The following is a 16,267-nucleotide window of genomic DNA, read 5'->3' on the forward strand; positions in this document are numbered from 1 at the left end:
CCTCACCCCAGCCCTCCCGAAACGTCGGACCGCCCCCAAGGGGGCGAGGGGGAAAGGGAGCCGATCTCCATGCTTTTCAAGACCTGAGTTCACTCGGAATTTCAGGTCGACGTAACTTGAGCGAGCACCTCGGTCAGTCCCCTCTCCCTCCGGGAGAGGGTTAGGGTGAGGGCAGCGGTTCATCGGGCAGGAATCAAAAGCTCCCGAACACCACCATCCCGCTCCACCACCTCCCCCGGCAACCTCAACCGCTGATCATCCAGATACCGATAATCCTTGCGCGCCAGCTCCAGCTGGCCGAAATCCAGCTCGACACTGAACCGCCCGTCCTCACGCCCGGCCTCGAACAGCACCGTGCCCAGCGGGTCCACCAGCGCACTGCCGCCGGCAAACATCAACCCGTCATCCCCGGCTTCCACCCGATTGACCATCAGCGCAAACGCCTGGTTTTCCTGAGCCCGGGCCATGATCGCGGTACGGTGGGTCGGACCGTATGGGTCCATGTTGCCGTTGGTCACGATCAGCAATTCGGCGCCCAGTTGCGCCAGGGCCCGGGCCGACTCCGGGAACTCGATGTCGTAGCAGATCAGCAGACCGACCCGCACGCCGTTCCACAGGCAGGTGGCGTAACGGTCACCGGCCTCGAACACACCGCGATCCGAGGCCCAGAGGTGGGTCTTGCGGTATTTCAGGGCGATGCCTTCGGGGGTAATCAGCAGCGTGGTGTTGTAGAAGCGGCCGTTGTCGTTCTCGGCCATGCCGATCACCACGGCGAGGTTGCGTTCACGGGCGGCGACCTGCACGGCGCTGACGGTCGGGCCGTCCAGCGGTTCGGCGATCTGCGCCACGGTGTCGGCGGTCGGGAAGCCCATCAGGTGGGTCTCGGGGAACACGATCAATTGCGTGTCGACGGCGCAGGCCGCCATCGCGGCGAGGGCGCGTTCGAGGTTGTACGCCGTGTCTTTGTCACGGCCCGCCAGCTGGGCGAGTTCGACTTTCATGGGGAGTCCTTGTTATGAGCGCCGGGCGCCGAAAGATTGCCCGGCGGCTGTCTGTGGGCCAGTATGCTTCGCATTCGACCGGCCAGGGAATTACGCGGCCGGGGTAACCCGATAGGGGTAGAGGCATGACTCTTTCGTTTGACGACATCACCTGGCACCGCGCCGTCGGGCAGTTGATCGACGCCCTCGACAAGCCGAACTTCTGGGCGCAACTGGTGCGCCTGCTTGACCAGTACGTGCCGTTCGATAGCTGGGTGGCGCTGCTGTTCAGCGCCGACCGCCACCCGCAGGTGTTCGCCGAATGCCCCGGCGCCGACGGCAGTCCCGACCAGCTGTTTCAGGATTATCTGCGCGGTCTTTATCTGCTCGACCCGTTCTACATCGCCTGCCGTGAGCAGTCGCGCACCGGTTTGTATCGCCTGTCGGAGGTCGCGCCGGAGCACTTCGAACTGACCGAGTATTACCAGCGATACTTTCGTCTGAATGTGGTGGCCGACGAAATCCAGTTCAATTGCCAACTCGAAGGCGACCGCACGTTGTGCCTGTCGCTGGGCAGCCAGCAACGCTTCACCGGCGAGCAGATTGCCCTGCTGTCGCTGATCCAGCCGTGGGTGCTCGGCCTGTTGCGCCAGCGCCTGCCCTATGAAATCAACGAAACCGTGGCATTGGCCCCGGCGCCTGCGCAACCGGACTGGCGGGTGCAGCTCGAAGCGTCGGTGCAGCAACTCAAGGGCGCGCAATTGACCGCCCGGGAACTGGACGTCGGGCGCCTGATGCTCAGCGGTTGCTCCAGTAAAGAAATCGCCCGTAAGCTGGAAATCTCTGTTGAAACCGTGAAAGTCCATAAGAAACACATGTACAGCAAGCTGGGGATCAAATCCCAGTCGGAGCTGTTTTCGATCTTTCTGCAGGCGCAGAACGCCTGACTGCCGCAAAAAACCGTCCGAACCAAGGAAACCGTATGAGCCTGTCACTCCTGAGCCGCTACGCCTTCTTTGCCGTCTGCGTGATTTTCACCCTCGCCAGCCTGCCCTTTCTCGAACACGACTGGCTGTGGCCGATCACCGCCGTTACCGGCGTATTGAGCCTGATAGGCCTGTTCGACCTGATGCAGAGCCCGCACGCGGTGCGCCGCAATTATCCGATCCTCGGCAACATCCGTTATCTGGTCGAAGGCATCCGCCCGGAGATCCGCCAGTACCTGCTCGAATCCGACAGCGACGCCCTGCCCTTCTCCCGCGCCCAGCGTTCGCTGGTGTACTCGCGAGCGAAGAATGAAACCGCCGACAAACCGTTCGGCACCCTGATCGACGTCTATCAATCCGGTTTCGAATTCATCGGCCACTCGATGCGCCCGGCGCCGTTGAGCGACCCGAGCAGTTTCCGCGTCACCGTCGGCGGCCCGCAGTGCACCCAGCCGTACTCGGCGTCGGTGTTCAACATCTCGGCCATGAGCTTTGGCTCGCTCAGCGCCAACGCGATCCGCGCGCTGAACCAGGGTGCCAAACTCGGCAACTTCGCCCACGACACCGGCGAAGGCAGCATCAGCCCCTATCACCGCGAACACGGCGGCGACCTGACCTGGGAGCTGGGCAGCGGCTACTTCGGCTGCCGCACCAGCGACGGCCGTTTCGACCCGGAACGTTTCGCCGCCCAGGCGCAGACCCCGCAAGTGCGGATGATCGAAATCAAGATGAGCCAGGGCGCCAAACCCGGCCACGGCGGGATTCTGCCCAAGCACAAGGTCACCCAGGAAATCGCCGACACCCGCGGCATCCTGATGGGCGAAGACTGCATCTCGCCGTCGCGCCACAGCGCGTTCTCCACGCCGATCGAGATGATGCATTTCATCCAGCAACTGCGGGAACTGTCCGGCGGCAAACCGGTGGGCTTCAAGTTCTGCCTCGGCCATCCATGGGAGTTCATGGGCATCGCCAAGGCCATGCTGGAAACCGGCATCCTGCCGGACTTCATCGTGGTCGATGGCAAGGAAGGCGGCACCGGCGCCGCGCCGGTGGAGTTCACCGACCACATCGGCGTGCCGATGCGCGAAGGCCTGCTGTTCGTGCACAACACTCTGGTGGGCCTGAACCTGCGCGACAAGATCAAGCTTGGCGCCAGTGGCAAGATCGTCAGTGCCTTCGACATCGCCAGCGTGCTAGCCATCGGCGCCGACTGGGCCAACTCGGCGCGCGGCTTCATGTTCGCCATCGGCTGCATCCAGTCACAAAGCTGCCACACCAACAAATGCCCGACCGGCGTCGCCACCCAGGACACCCTGCGCCAGCGCGCGCTGGTGGTGCCGGACAAAGCCCAGCGGGTCTACAACTTCCACCGCAATACGCTCAAGGCCCTGGCGGAAATGCTCGCCGCCGCCGGACTCGATCATCCGTCGCAACTGTCGGCCAAGCATCTGGTGCGGCGCATGTCGGCGACCGAAATCAAACTGTTCTCGCAGTTGCACGTGTTCCTGAAACCAGGGGAATTGCTCACCGGGGAAGTGAACGGCGAGTTCTATTCGCGGATGTGGCAGATGGCGCGGGCGGACAGTTTCGAACCGCAGGAAATCGCGGCGGCCTAGACTCTGAACGGTCACCATTGCAGCAAGCGGCCATGGGACGGTTCCTTCATCACGATGAAGCCGTAGTCGCCAATCAGGTAGAGGCGGTAATAGAGGCTGTCCACCAAAGGTGGATAGCCCATCAGACCGACGTGGGTCGCGTTGCGCCGTTCGCGCTCGGCGACCACGTTGGTGATGCCGGCCGAGGGCAGGTTTTCGGCGAGCATGAAGTAGTCGATGTTCAGCAGGTAGTGCAGCACCGGCAACTGTTTGAACGTACCCACCGCCCCCGCCAGCCAGCGGTCGGAGTACGTCACCGAGATATAAATCCGTTTGGCTTCGCGCAGTTCGCGATGGGACGAGATGTCGTGGCTCAGGCTATAGAGCGCATTGCTGGCGAAGGCTTTCTCCATCGTCAGCGCCCGGCCATAAGCGAAGGACAACGACAGCATGGCCAGAAGCGGAATCGCCAACACCAAAGGCAACCGTTGATGCAGCGGCATCAACCCCAGCCAGGCCAGATAGAACAGCAACATCAGCAGCACACCGAATCCCATCAGGGTGCGCGCGCCTTCGTTGAAGTCGCGAAACAGCAGCGTCATGCCCGGCACCAGCAGCACAATCAACGGCAACGCCAGCAGACAGCTGAAGCTCAAGAGCAAACCCTTGGCGCGGGACATGTTGCGCTCGCGAATCTGCCGCCCCAACTGCACGGCGCCGAACACGGCGCACAGCACCAGCACAATAAAAATCGCCGTGTAGCCGCCGTGAAACAGCAGCGCAACTTTCTCTATCACCCGACCGATATTGATGCCGATCTGCAGCAACGGATCAGCGCTCGCATTCAGCAACTGCGTGCGCCCGTGGTCCGTGAACGGATAGGCCGTGACGCTGTAGATCGACACCGCCAGCAGCAGCTGCGCCAGCCTCCAGCCTGACTGGCACCAGAGCGCTGACCACGGCATTCGCCCGTGAACATTCCTGAGCAATTCAAGGCAACACAGCCCGAGAAACACATTGAGGCTGATCTGATACAACCCGATCGCCAGCGCCAGCAACGCCGACGGCACCAGCCATCGCTGAATGCGCGAAGCGCCGCAAAACGTGATCGCGTAAATCACCGCGACCAGACTCAGGGCCATGCCGGCCCCGTCGTATTGATAGGACAGGTTCTGCAACAGAAACGGGTTGTACCAGAGCGGCAACGGCACCAGACAACAGGCCAGCGTCGGTTCGGGAAAATAGTGGAAGGTCAGCCGGGTCAAAGCGAACGACATCGCTACGGCGGCAAGCAACAGCGGCAGAGGAAAAATATTCGGCGCAGCGTCGGTGAAGGTCAGCGCCTGATACAACCAGTCCATGAACAACCGCCCCTGCCCGGCCCAAGCGTTGCCGGCGGCCAGCGTGCGCCAGTTATCGTCGATGTAGGGGAAGTCGGCAAGAATCAGCGGCAGGATGTACAGCAGCGTGGCGAGCAGGAAGAACAGCACGACCTGACGGCGGCCGAGTTCTCGTACGAGAAAATCGCTCATCCTCATACCTGCGCCTCTGTTCACGGCTGCGCTGGAAACAACGTAGCTAAACCTTCGAACATGACTCTGGATCAGAAGTCGTTTTTTGCGGCGTTTTCAGACCAGCGGCATCAACCTCGCACCCACGAAAAAGCCCCGGACTTTCGACCGGGGCTTTCGAGTTTCAGCAACAACGAATTACGAAGCCGAACGCACCGCGCCCTGGGACGCATCGTTCGGTTGCAGCTTGAACACGTAGAACAAAACGGTCAGCAGCACCAGGAACGCCGGACCTACATAAAGTGCCACGCGAGTGTCCGGGAAGTACGCCATCAGACCGACTACCAGCACCAGGAACGCCAGCGCCAGATACGAGCTGATCGGGAACAGCCACATCTTGTACTTCAGGCCGGCCCGTTCAGTGGCGCTCAGGCCTTTGCGGAATTTCAGCTGGGCCAGCAGGATCATCACCCAGGTCCAGATCGCGCCGAAGGTGGCAATTGAAGTCACCCAGACGAAGACTTTTTCCGGAACCAGATAGTTGAGCAGCACGCCCAGCAGCAGCGCGAAGATCGACAGCAGCAATGCGCGACGCGGTACGCCGTTGCTCGAGGTGCGAGCGAAACCGGCCGGCGCCTGGCCGTTCTGCGCCAGGCTGTAAAGCATACGCCCGGTGCTGAAGATGCCGCCGTTGCACGACGACAGCGCCGCGGTGATCACCACGAAGTTGATGATGCCGGCGGCGGTCTTGATGCCCAGACGTTCAAAGGTCATCACGAACGGGCTGCCCTGGGTGCCGATTTCATTCCACGGGTAGATCGACAGGATCACGAACAGCGCACCGACGTAGAACAGCAGGATCCGCCAGAACACCGAGCCGATCGCATTCGGGATGGTCTTCTGCGGGTTCTTCGCTTCACCGGCGGTCAGGCCGATCATTTCCACACCGAGGTAGGCGAACATCACCATTTGCAGGGACATCAGCACGCCCGTCACGCCGTTGGGCATGAAGCCGCCGTGGGCCCAAAGATTGGAAATCCCCAGCGCCACACCATCGTTACCGAAACCGAAGGCAATGATGCCGATGCCGCCAAGCACCATGGCAATGATGGTGACGATCTTGATCAGGGCGAACCAGAACTCGAATTCACCGAAGGCCTTCACCGCGATCAGGTTGATCGAGCCCATGCTGACCAGCGCCGCCAGCGCCCAGATCCAGCGCGGGACATCGGGGAACCAGATGCCCATGTAGACCGCCACCGCGGTGATTTCGGCGACGCAGGTCACCAGCCACAGGAACCAGTAGTTCCAGCCGGTGAGAAAGCCCGCCAGCGGGCCGAGATAATCCTGTGCGTAACGGCTGAAGGAGCCGGCGACCGGGTTGTGTACGGCCATTTCGCCGAGGGCGCGCATGATCACCAGGATCGCCAGACCGCCGATGATGTACGAGAGCATGATCGCCGGGCCGGCCTTTTCGATGGCCTTGGCCGAACCGAGAAACAGACCGACACCGATGCAGGCGCCGAGCGCCATCAGGCGAATATGCCGTTCACCGAGTTCGCGTTTGAGCGGACCGCCTTGAGCGGTTTCGCCATGGGGCGGGTGATTGCCGACTGGCATGGGGGACTTCCTCGTCTTGTTATTGGATGTGACCACCGAGTGTTCAAGCGTCGGCCGATAAGCCTGCGCCTGGGTAAATACCGGCCCTGCTTCGTGGGCAGAACCGTCCCGCAGAAGCAACCTGCGGGATCAGCGGGGCGTGCAGTATAAAAAGCTTGCGACAGGTTTTTTCACTCTATAAGGCATCTGATTCAGACGTAAACCTCGTCAATTCACAGGTTTACGAGACAAACCATCCTGCATTTCGAGGATTATTCACCGCGCAAATGGGCGCCGAGTATTGCACAGCAATGGTGCAACGTCATGCCGCAACCGGGTTTGAAGATTTGTTCAGATGAAGCCGGCCACCGTTCTTCACAATTTTTTCACCGACGCCAACCACCGACTAAGCTTCAGTCAAGTCCGATCAATCTGCGTGAATGGATCAATCGACTATGGGCGCTTTGTGGCAAACCGATTCGAGTGAAAAAGTGGTTCCGACTGAACGTGTGGATGAAGCGCCTGTACCTGAAAAACCCCGTCGTAACCGGCATGGGTGGAAGGCTTTCTGGCTCCTGTTGGTGATCATTGCGATTGTCGTGGCCCTGGCTGCGATGAAGGAAATGCGCACCTCGCGTTTTCAGTCCCGGGAGGTCAGCCAGTACGCCGCCAAACTCAAGTACGAATTGCAACCGGGGCCCAGTGAAGCGATCCGCTATCCGGGCAACGGGCCATTCGATCTGCGTCTGGGATACAGCTCGCTGGACGAGTTCCTGCCACGGCTGATCAAGCGCAACTACGTCATCACCGAGCAGACGCGCTTCTCCCCGGCCCTGCTCAACTACACCGACAAGGGCCTGTTCGTGCCCTACTCCGAAAAGATCCAGGCCGGGCTGTCGATCACCGATTGCCGCGCCGCGCCGCTGTATCAGTACAACTATCCGCAGCAGCTGTACGCAAGCTTCGACTCGATCCCGCCGGTGGTGGTCAACAGCCTGCTGTTCATCGAAAACCGCTTCCTGCTCGACCCCAGGCAACCGCTGGCCAACCCGGCGGTGGACTGGCCGCGCTTCGGCATGGCCGCGTGGTCGCAGGTTGCCAAATTGCTGCACTTGCCAGGGCAGTCGGCCGGGGGCAGTACCCTGGCCACCCAGCTTGAGAAATACCGCCATTCGCCCGATGGCCTGACGGTGTCCGGCGCGGAGAAGATCCGCCAGATGATTTCCGCCAGCGTGCGCGCCTATCAGGGCGGTCCGGACACCCTGCCCGCGCGGCAGAACATCATTCGTGACTATCTCAACAGCGTGCCGCTGTCGGCGGTGCCGGGGCATGGCGAAGTGCACGGCATGGCCGAGGGCCTGCGGGTCTGGTATGGCGCCGATTTCAACGAGGCCAACCGCAAACTTTCCAGCTCAGCGACCGATCCGCAGTCCATGGCGGAAAAAGGTCTGGCCCTGCGCGAAATGCTCTCGCTGATGATCGCCCAGCGCCGTCCTTCGCATTACCTGACCAAGGGCCGTGAAGAACTGGTCGAACTGACCAACAGCCACTTGCGCCTGCTCAAACAGAACGGCGTGATCGACGCTGCCCTGGCCGATGCCGCGCTGGCCAGCACCATCAGCTATCGCGACTGGCAGACCCAGCCGACGATTCAACCGATCGAAACCAACAAGGGCATCAGTGTCGCCCGCAGCCGGTTGGCATCGATGCTCAACCGTCCGCTGTACGACCTCGACCGTCTTGATCTGTCTGCTACCAGCACCTTGCAAGGCGAGCTGCAAACTCAGGCCACCGCCTACCTGAAAAAACTCGCCGACCCGGCCTACGCCACCGAAGTCGGCCTGATGGGCGAACGCCTGCTGACACCCACCAGCACTACTCAGGTGCGTTACAGCTTCACCCTGTTCGAACTGACCCCGGACGGTTCACGTGTGCGGGTGCAGACCGACAGCACCGACCAGCCGTTCGACATCAACGAAGGCAGCAAACTGGAACTGGGCTCCACGGCCAAGATGCGAGTGCTGACCACCTACCTGCAAATCATCGCGGAGCTGCATGACAAATACGGCGCCATGACCGTGCCGGAACTGAAGAAAGTCGAGGTGCCGGATCAGGATCGCCTGAGCCAGTGGGTGATCGATTACCTGATCCAGAACAAGGATCACGACCTGTCGAAAATGCTCGGTGCCGCCCTCGACCGCAAATATTCGGCCAGCCCCGGCGAGGCGTTTTTCACCGGTGGCGGCTTGCATGTGTTCCATAACTTTCGCAAGGAAGACAACGGCCGCCTGCCGACCCTGCGCGATGCCCTGCGTGAGTCGATCAACCTGCCGTTCATTCGCCTGATGCGCGATCTGGTGCGCTACACCACCTACTCCGGTCCCAACAACAGCGCCGAGCTGCTCAAGGACGATCGCGACCCGCGCCGTCAGGAATACCTCGCCTCGTTCGCCGACCGCGAAGGTACTTCGTTCCTGCTCAAGTTCTGGAAGAAGTACCGCAACAAGGACACCCAGGCCCGGCTCGACACCTTCCTCGACAGCATGCGCCCGACGCCGATCCGCATGGCCGCCGTGCACCGTTACCTGCTGCCCAACGCCAGCCAGGAAGACTTCAACACCTTTGTGCGCTCGCACCTCAAGGGCGTGAAGATCACCGAAAAACTCACCGACGAACGCCTGGAACGGCTCTACCTGGCCTACGGTCCCGGCACCTACGACCTGCCGGATCAGGGTTTCATCGCCAAGGTTCACCCACTGGACCTGTGGATGATCGGCTACCTGCTCAACCATCCCGACGCGACCTTCAAGGACATCGTCAAGGCCAGCCAGTTCGAGCGTCAGGAAGTCTACAGCTGGCTGTTCAAGAGCAAGCACAAGGGCGCCCGTGACAGCCGGATCCGCACGATGCTGGAGATCGAAGCGTTCCTCGAGATCCATCAGCGCTGGCAGAAAGTCGGCTATCCGTTCGATCACCTGGTGCCGTCGCTGGCCACCGCCATCGGCAGCTCCGGCGACCGCCCCGCTGCGCTGGCCGAGCTGATCGGCACCATTCTCAACGACGGCGTGCGTATGCCGACCCTGCGCATCGACAGCCTGCACTTTGCCGCCGGCACGCCTTACGAAACGAAACTGGTCAATGACCCTCACGTCGGCAAACGGGTGATGCCGTCCGAAGTCGCCACGGCAATGCGCGAAGCGTTGTCGCAAGTGGTGGACTCGGGGACCGCCAAACGTGTTTCCGGCAGTTTCAAATTGAACGATGGAACACCGTTGGTCATGGGCGGCAAGACCGGCACCGGCGACAACCGGATCGAAGCGATCGGCTCCGGCGGGCGGATTCTCAGCTCGAAATCGATCAACCGTACGGCCACCTTCGTGTTTTACATCGGTGACCACCATTTCGGCACGCTCACCGCGTTCGTGCCGGGGCGCTCGGCGGAGAACTTCAAGTTCACTTCTGCCCTGCCGGTGCAGGTTCTCAAGGGGATGGCACCGATTCTGATGCCGTATCTGCAACCGGGCAGTGATTCGCAGTGTCTGGCGCCGCAAACAGCGACTGTGGCATCGACCACTAACTGAACCTGTGAAGGGTAATAGTTATGTGTTTTATGCATTCCAATATTCAATAAATCAGACATTAACCCGACACTTCGGCAACAGGCTTTTAAACTAATTAATCCGCTCATTGGACGTTAGGCTGAGAATTCTTTACTTATTCAAGGCCTGCACAATGACTGCAACATCCACATATAAAGGGCAACATTACGACTTAATTAAATCGCGTATCGATCCGGTCTTCAGCGATATGCAGTTACACCGTGCCCATGCGCTAGGCAATACGCCCCTCCAGCTTGAATCCTGGATGACCGATGCGTCGGCCGGCGAGCTGGAACGCATGTCGGCCGATAACCGTCGGGCGTGGGGTGCACAGAACCGAATCGACCGCCTGCTCGAGCGCCTTCAGGATGTCTACGCTTTCGCCGAGCCCTTGCTCAAGGCCAGGCTGCTCGAACAGTTCCAGATCGATGTCGACGTCAAGAATACCTATCTGAGGCTATACGCTTCGGCTCAGACGCCCTGGTACGTCCATAACTTCAACAAAGCCTCCAAAGCCAGAACGGTTTCGATGCTTGATGCGGCATTGCATAACTTCGCACACGACGAGCACTATCAAAACTATTCGACTTTCATTACCAAAACCGACGTCGCACGCGACTTGTTCGACTCCTCGCCGATCAACCGGACAATCAGCGTGAGTCAGTTTCAGACGTTGTGCCGGGAACTGGACCTTGGTGCGCGCTACAGGCGCCATCTCGAAACAGTCCTGCTGGACAAGGAACCGGTAGCAGAAACGTACCTGCGCACACGGGTCGAGCAAAGCCAAAAAGCGACGCTAAAGGCCGCTGCGCAGATGGCGCGGCTCAAAAAGGACATCGGTCACAGTGCCCATGCGCTGATCCGCGAAGTGTTGCTTGGCCGTCAGACTCTGACACTGGACGGCCAGCCGATGCTGGTTTGCGACCTGGGCATGATGGATCTGACTTTCACCGGCATCCTGATCATTCGGCCGGATCCGGAACAGGCGCCTCACTCACCGAAAATGATTGCCTATGTTCCCCACGACCCGGATCACCCGCTCAAGGAATACGCCTCGACCCTGGACTTCATGCAAGAGCTGACCCGGCAACTTCGGGCCAATGCGACATCACCCTCCTCCGGGCTCAGCTACCGGCAGTTTTTCAGCCAGTTTGTCGATCATGAACAGCGTGGGCATTTTTTTGCCGGGCTCGAACAACGTCTGAGCTACGTGAAATGGTATCCGCAAGAAGCGGGCGATTCGCGTCCATCATGGCGGGAAACACCGGTGGAGAAACCGCAACTGCAATTCAGCGCACCGCCGATCCGTTCGCCGCTGTGGAAGTACCTCTTCGAGCAGCGACTCAACAAGATACTCAACGACTCACGCGCGATTGCGGTGGCGACCGCCGACGCCGACGACAAGGCACGCTGGGCCTGGTGGGAGAATGTCCTGAAGATTGCCGGCGACATTCTCAACGTGTCGTTGTTCGTCTTGATGCCGTTCGTGCCGTATCTGGGCGTTGCGATGCTGGTCTACACGGCGTTCCAGTTGACCAATGAAGTCATCGAAAGCGCAGTGGATCTTGGTTACAGAAACTGGGTCGAAGCGGCGGAGCATGTCGTAGGTATCGTCATCGATGTGGTGCAACTGGCGGCATTTGTCGTCGGGGGCCTGGCCGCCAAAAAAATTCTGAAATTCTCGCCACTGGTCGAAGGCATGAAACCGGTGACGGGACACGACGAAAAAATCCGCTTGTGGCACACCGACCTCACGCCATACGCGCAAACAGACACTGTTCCACCGCCGGCAGCGAAACCTTCTGCATCCGGGCTGTATCGATTTGCGGGCAAAACCTTGCTGCCTCTCGACGGTCGGCATTACGCAGTGAAATTCGATCGCAGCAACGGACGCCATCGCGTCCAGCATCCCACTCGCCCGCAGGCGTACGCACCACAATTGCGCCACAACGAACAGGGCGCGTGGGTACACGAGGGGGAAAAACCACAGGACTGGGAAGGTTCGATTCTGATGCGCCGGTTGGGTCACAGCGTGGACGGATACAGCGACACCGAACTGGAACACCTGCGCAGCATCAGCGGCACCTCGCCAGAATCACTGCGCCGGATGTATATGGACAACGCGCCGCCACCGGCACTGCTGGCCGATACCCTGACTCGTTTTCGGACGTGGGACGAAACCCGCAACGTCGGCCAGTTGATTCGCTCCGGACAACCACTGGCCCCGACCGCCTATTGGTTCAGCCGAATGGTCCCGGACATGCCAGGCTGGCCGGCCGACAAAGCGCTGAAGGTTTTTGAAAGCGCTGACTCGAACGGAAATTTTCACCTGTACGGCAACCCGCAAGCGACAGCCGGACAGACGCTGAGCATTGGCATGCCTGACCTGTTGGCTGGCAGGCTGCCGGAGCGGCTGACGGATTTTCTCGACGACGCCGAGATGCAGTCGTTGCTCGGTGGCAGCTACCCCAGAGCGCAACGGGCTCAGACACTGCGCAACCAACTGGCGGATGCAGTGGAGACGCGCACCCCGGAAATTTTCAACTATCAATATCAAGCCAATGATCACCTTGGCGATGCCCAGGTTCACTTGCTGCAACAACAGTTTCCACAGCTGCCCTCCCGGGTTGCCGAGGCGCTGCTGAGGGACGCGACACCGGCCGAGCAGACCATCATCCGCGAAGAGCGACGGATCCCGCTGCGCCTGAAAGACCAGGCCCGGGAAAGTGCTTTTGAAGTCAGCGCGGCGCGTGCCACTGAAGGATTGTATGAGCCGGCATTACGATTGCCCGATACCGAGCGATTGATACTTGGCGCCCTGAGGCAACGCACCGATGCCTTCGCTGATCTGCGCATTGAAGTACGTGAGCTTTTTCATGACGGCGCGCTTCGCTGCAGTGTCGGCAACGAAAAGGCCAGTACCGTGCGTGTACTGATCAGGGATCAGCGTGGCCGCTATGAAGTGCGCGATGACCGGGACAACAGTCTGCATCCGCCTGCAGATCTGTATGAAGCCATTCTGCTGGCCGTGCCCGCCGACAAGCGGGCCGCGTTGGGCTACCGCCTCGGCCAGGGGCAATCGCTCAAACAGTGGGTGCAAGTCATGAGCGAACGTCCTGCCGAACGAAGGACATTGCTCGCACGGCCGCCCATCCGCCCTCGGGTTCCTCTGCAAACCGAGCTGCTGCTGCGCGGGCCGGGGCACTCGAAAACGGCACTGAGCGTAGAGGAGAAAGTCGCAAACCTCTATCCGCATTTCGATCAGGCCGAAGCACTCGCCTTCACCCGTTCCCTGCAAGCGAACGGTGATCCCCACTCACAGATCAAACTGCTGGAACAGCAGCTTCAACGGCTCAGGCAGACACTGGAAACCTGGCGTCAGCGCTATCTGACCGAGTGGGATCCTGAAAGTCCGGACAGCACTATCCCTCGCACTTACTGGGACTATCAACGGAACGGCGGACAGTTTCTCGCCGATCGTCTGCTGGAGTGTTTCGAACGCAAGTCCGAAGTATTCGGCGAGCGCAGTCTCAGCATGCAGGAAGGTTATCGGCTGGACCTGTCCAGCGAATGGCTGCCCAAGGATATCGAGCGTTGGTGGCGACAACTGCCGGAAGAACTCAAATCCTGGTTCGAACAGATCACGACCGTGAATCTGGACGGCTCGACGTTCTCCACCAGACCGAATGGTCTGCTGAAGGACTTGCGGCATATCCGCCAATTAAGTGCCAGAAACTGTGGGCTGAGTTCTCTGCCGGACACCATCGGCCATATGCAGCAACTGGAGACCCTGCGCCTTAACGACAACCAGATTCAACTGACCCCGAGCAACGCCGAACAACTGCGCAACATGACGCGCATGGAAACCCTCAGGCTCGATCACAATCCACTGGGCATTGCGCCGAATGTCGAGCGCATGCCCCGACTCAAGGTGCTGAGCCTGATCGACACCGGCCTCGAAGGCTGGCCATCGGGCTTGTTCGACAAGCCCCGGCCACGCGGCTTTTTTCTTGATCTGGGCGCCAATTCGCTCAAGCGCATCCCGAATGTACCGCTGGGCTCCGACAGCGCACGGTTGATTGCCCGCAGCCGCGTCTATGCCGACAGACTCTCTGACGCGGTGCGTGTCAGGTACGAGCAATACAGGACATCGGTCGGCATCCCTTCGCGCATGACTTATTCCCGGGCGGCGGAAGACCTGCTGGAACGCTGGCCCGTTTTCGTCGATACCTCGTTGCGCAATGAAACGGCCGGCGTTGGCACCTATCGGCCCGAAGCCTGGCACGAGCTCGCCGAGGAGCCGAATTCCGACGGTTTCTTCACGATCATCGAAGATCTTACCCACTCGGCCGACTACACAGCGGGTGGCAAAGCCAATGATCAACTGACCGACCGCGTGTGGCGGATGATCGGCGCCATGGACATCGACACGCCATTGCGCGAAGAGCTGTTCCTGATGTCGACCGATCCCGAAGGCTGCGCTGACGCCGGCGCACAGCTGTTCAACAACATGGGGGTCAAGACACTGGCCTCTGAAGCCTACTCATACTCGACCAACCGGGCAGAGCTTGAACGCAAACTGGTGACGCTGGCCAAAAGCGCATCGCGACTTGATCAGGTAGGCGAAATCGCCCGCGCCGACATTCGCACTCGCGGAGGCAATCCCGATGAAGTCGAAGTGCACCTGGCCTATGAAACCGGACTGGCGAAAAGTCTCGACTTGCCCTGGCAGTCTGAAGACATGATGTTTCGCCCCACCGCCGGCGTCGATAACCAGACGATCACCACCGCTCGCGATACTGTGCTCGAACGCGAGGCAGGCGACGGACTGGTCAACCAGATGATTGAACAGCCGTTCTGGGAACGCTATCTGCGCGACAACTGGCCGGGCGAAATCGAATCCAACAAGCGCATGCACCTGGAAAAATTCGACTGGCTGGATGACTTGCGAACAGCCCAGACACAGTGGGTGCAAGCGGCTGACCTGCCGTCGGCACAACGTGCAGTTCTCAAAAAGAACCTCACGGATCTGGCCGACAGACTGTCGGTGCCACACAAGGAAGTGCTCACCGGGCAAGCCATGAGCGATGCCACCTATGAGCGATTGCTGCGTGACATCGGCTACCAGGAAAAACAGTTGAGCCGACAGCTCACCCGCGAAGCCATGAGCCGGGCCGGGATCTGAGTACGGTGCCCTGAAGGTAAACCTTCAGGGCATTGCAACGTTCTAGACCTCCGAATCCCAGATCACCGTGACGTTGCCGACGTAGCGTTTGCCTTTCCCGGGCTGGAGCATCTGTTCGACATGGGCACCCGGAATCTCGAAGTGCAACGTGGCCGGCGCGCGTTGCATGAAGCGGGTCGGCTGGAACGCCATGGCTTCGGGACTGTTGCTCAATGGACGGCGTTTGACCGGGTGGCCCGCCATGTCGGCAATGCTGTCGGGCAGGCTGACGCTCAGGAAAACCTGCGCGTCGGTCGCTCCGCTGACCGTGTCGCGCAATGCGCAGGAGGCGACGGCGGCGTACTCGCATTCGAAGTACATCTTGAAGCGTGAGGACGCCGAAATATTGAAGGTCTGGTCGCGAAACAACCGGGTCGGTTTACTGCCCTGCTGCAGCCAGGCTTGCCAGCCGCCCTGGGGTACCAGCGCAATTCTGTTGCCGCCGGGCGGGATATCGACCTTCAGCACATGTTGCACGTCGAGAAGAACCCGGAAAGTCAGGCTGGAGGTATCAGGCAACAGGTTGTTGCCGGCATCGATGTCCTGACCTGGACCCACACCATAGGTGAGCTCACCGGCGTAAATTCCCGCCGACATGCCCAGCGGGTTCGGTGTGCGAAGTTCATAGGCCACGTCGAGATAATCGTAAGTCATCCACGGGATTTCGAACGCGGACGGTTTGCTGCACACGACGTCGGACGGCGTGAACCAGAAAAACCGGTAAAACTCCGGTCCGTATGAGGCCATCGCCCCGTCTTCACAAGGTCTGGGCG

7 protein-coding genes and 1 pseudogene are annotated in these 16,267 nt (G+C 60.3%); 4 read left to right on the plus strand and 4 right to left on the minus strand.

The annotated features are described in order from the left end of the window. Nucleotides 1-179: 179 nt before the first annotated feature. On the minus strand, nucleotides 180-1,001 hold the full coding sequence (locus C1X29_RS27395) for a carbon-nitrogen hydrolase family protein (protein ID WP_085745287.1): 822 nt from the start codon (nucleotides 999-1,001) through the stop codon (nucleotides 180-182). A gap of 125 nt (nucleotides 1,002-1,126) precedes the next feature. Between C1X29_RS27395 and C1X29_RS27400 the strand changes: the two genes are divergently transcribed. Both C1X29_RS27400 and C1X29_RS27405 read left to right on the plus strand, forming a co-directional pair. Then, nucleotides 1,127-1,927 (plus strand): LuxR C-terminal-related transcriptional regulator, encoded by an 801-nt coding sequence (locus C1X29_RS27400; protein ID WP_011335770.1) that lies wholly within the window; start codon nucleotides 1,127-1,129, stop codon nucleotides 1,925-1,927. Between the two features lie 35 nt (nucleotides 1,928-1,962). After that, the gene (locus tag C1X29_RS27405; RefSeq protein ID WP_064383868.1) at nucleotides 1,963-3,582 is read left to right on the plus strand and encodes an FMN-binding glutamate synthase family protein; all 1,620 of its coding nucleotides are present in this window, start codon (nucleotides 1,963-1,965) and stop codon (nucleotides 3,580-3,582) included. An 11-nt stretch (nucleotides 3,583-3,593) separates the two neighbouring features. On the opposite strand, the gene C1X29_RS27410 is transcribed toward C1X29_RS27405, so the two are convergent. Further along, entirely contained in the window at nucleotides 3,594-5,099 is a 1,506-nt protein-coding gene (locus C1X29_RS27410; protein ID WP_102687192.1) for a glucosyltransferase domain-containing protein, read from the minus strand. Nucleotides 5,100-5,270: 171 nt separating this feature from the next. Next, nucleotides 5,271-6,692, minus strand: coding sequence for an amino acid permease (locus tag C1X29_RS27415; RefSeq protein WP_102718874.1), 1,422 nt, complete (start codon nucleotides 6,690-6,692; stop codon nucleotides 5,271-5,273). Nucleotides 6,693-7,126: 434 nt separating this feature from the next. On the opposite strand from C1X29_RS27415, the gene C1X29_RS27420 reads away from it, so the two are divergent. Both C1X29_RS27420 and C1X29_RS27425 read left to right on the plus strand, forming a co-directional pair. Continuing rightward, the gene (locus C1X29_RS27420) at nucleotides 7,127-10,252 is read left to right on the plus strand and encodes a transglycosylase domain-containing protein (RefSeq protein ID WP_102718875.1); all 3,126 of its coding nucleotides are present in this window, start codon (nucleotides 7,127-7,129) and stop codon (nucleotides 10,250-10,252) included. A 283-nt stretch (nucleotides 10,253-10,535) separates the two neighbouring features. Further along, nucleotides 10,536-15,455 carry an NEL-type E3 ubiquitin ligase domain-containing protein gene (locus tag C1X29_RS27425; RefSeq protein WP_306461041.1) on the plus strand — a complete coding sequence of 1,640 codons (4,920 nt, stop codon included), beginning with the start codon at nucleotides 10,536-10,538 and terminating at the stop codon, nucleotides 15,453-15,455. A 42-nt stretch (nucleotides 15,456-15,497) separates the two neighbouring features. Here the strand turns inward: C1X29_RS27425 and C1X29_RS27430 are convergent. Next, nucleotides 15,498-16,267 (minus strand): annotated as a pseudogene (locus tag C1X29_RS27430) (hypothetical protein); the annotation flags it as partial.

Source organism: Pseudomonas sp. GW456-12-10-14-LB2 (genome assembly GCF_002884345.1).
Classification (GTDB): domain Bacteria; phylum Pseudomonadota; class Gammaproteobacteria; order Pseudomonadales; family Pseudomonadaceae; genus Aquipseudomonas; species Aquipseudomonas paraglycinae.

Excerpts from the sequence above, each read along its gene's own strand:
- C1X29_RS27410 (WP_102687192.1), bottom strand. The coding sequence starts at position 5,099 with ATGAGGATGAGCGATTTTCTCGTACGAGAACTCGGCCGCCGTCAGGTC.
- C1X29_RS27400 (WP_011335770.1), top strand. The coding sequence starts at position 1,127 with ATGACTCTTTCGTTTGACGACATCACCTGGCACCGCGCCGTCGGGCAG.
- C1X29_RS27395 (WP_085745287.1), bottom strand. The coding sequence starts at position 1,001 with ATGAAAGTCGAACTCGCCCAGCTGGCGGGCCGTGACAAAGACACGGCG.
- C1X29_RS27425 (WP_306461041.1), top strand. The coding sequence starts at position 10,536 with ATGACCGATGCGTCGGCCGGCGAGCTGGAACGCATGTCGGCCGATAAC.
- C1X29_RS27405 (WP_064383868.1), top strand. The coding sequence starts at position 1,963 with ATGAGCCTGTCACTCCTGAGCCGCTACGCCTTCTTTGCCGTCTGCGTG.
- C1X29_RS27420 (WP_102718875.1), top strand. The coding sequence starts at position 7,127 with ATGGGCGCTTTGTGGCAAACCGATTCGAGTGAAAAAGTGGTTCCGACT.
- C1X29_RS27415 (WP_102718874.1), bottom strand. The coding sequence starts at position 6,692 with ATGCCAGTCGGCAATCACCCGCCCCATGGCGAAACCGCTCAAGGCGGT.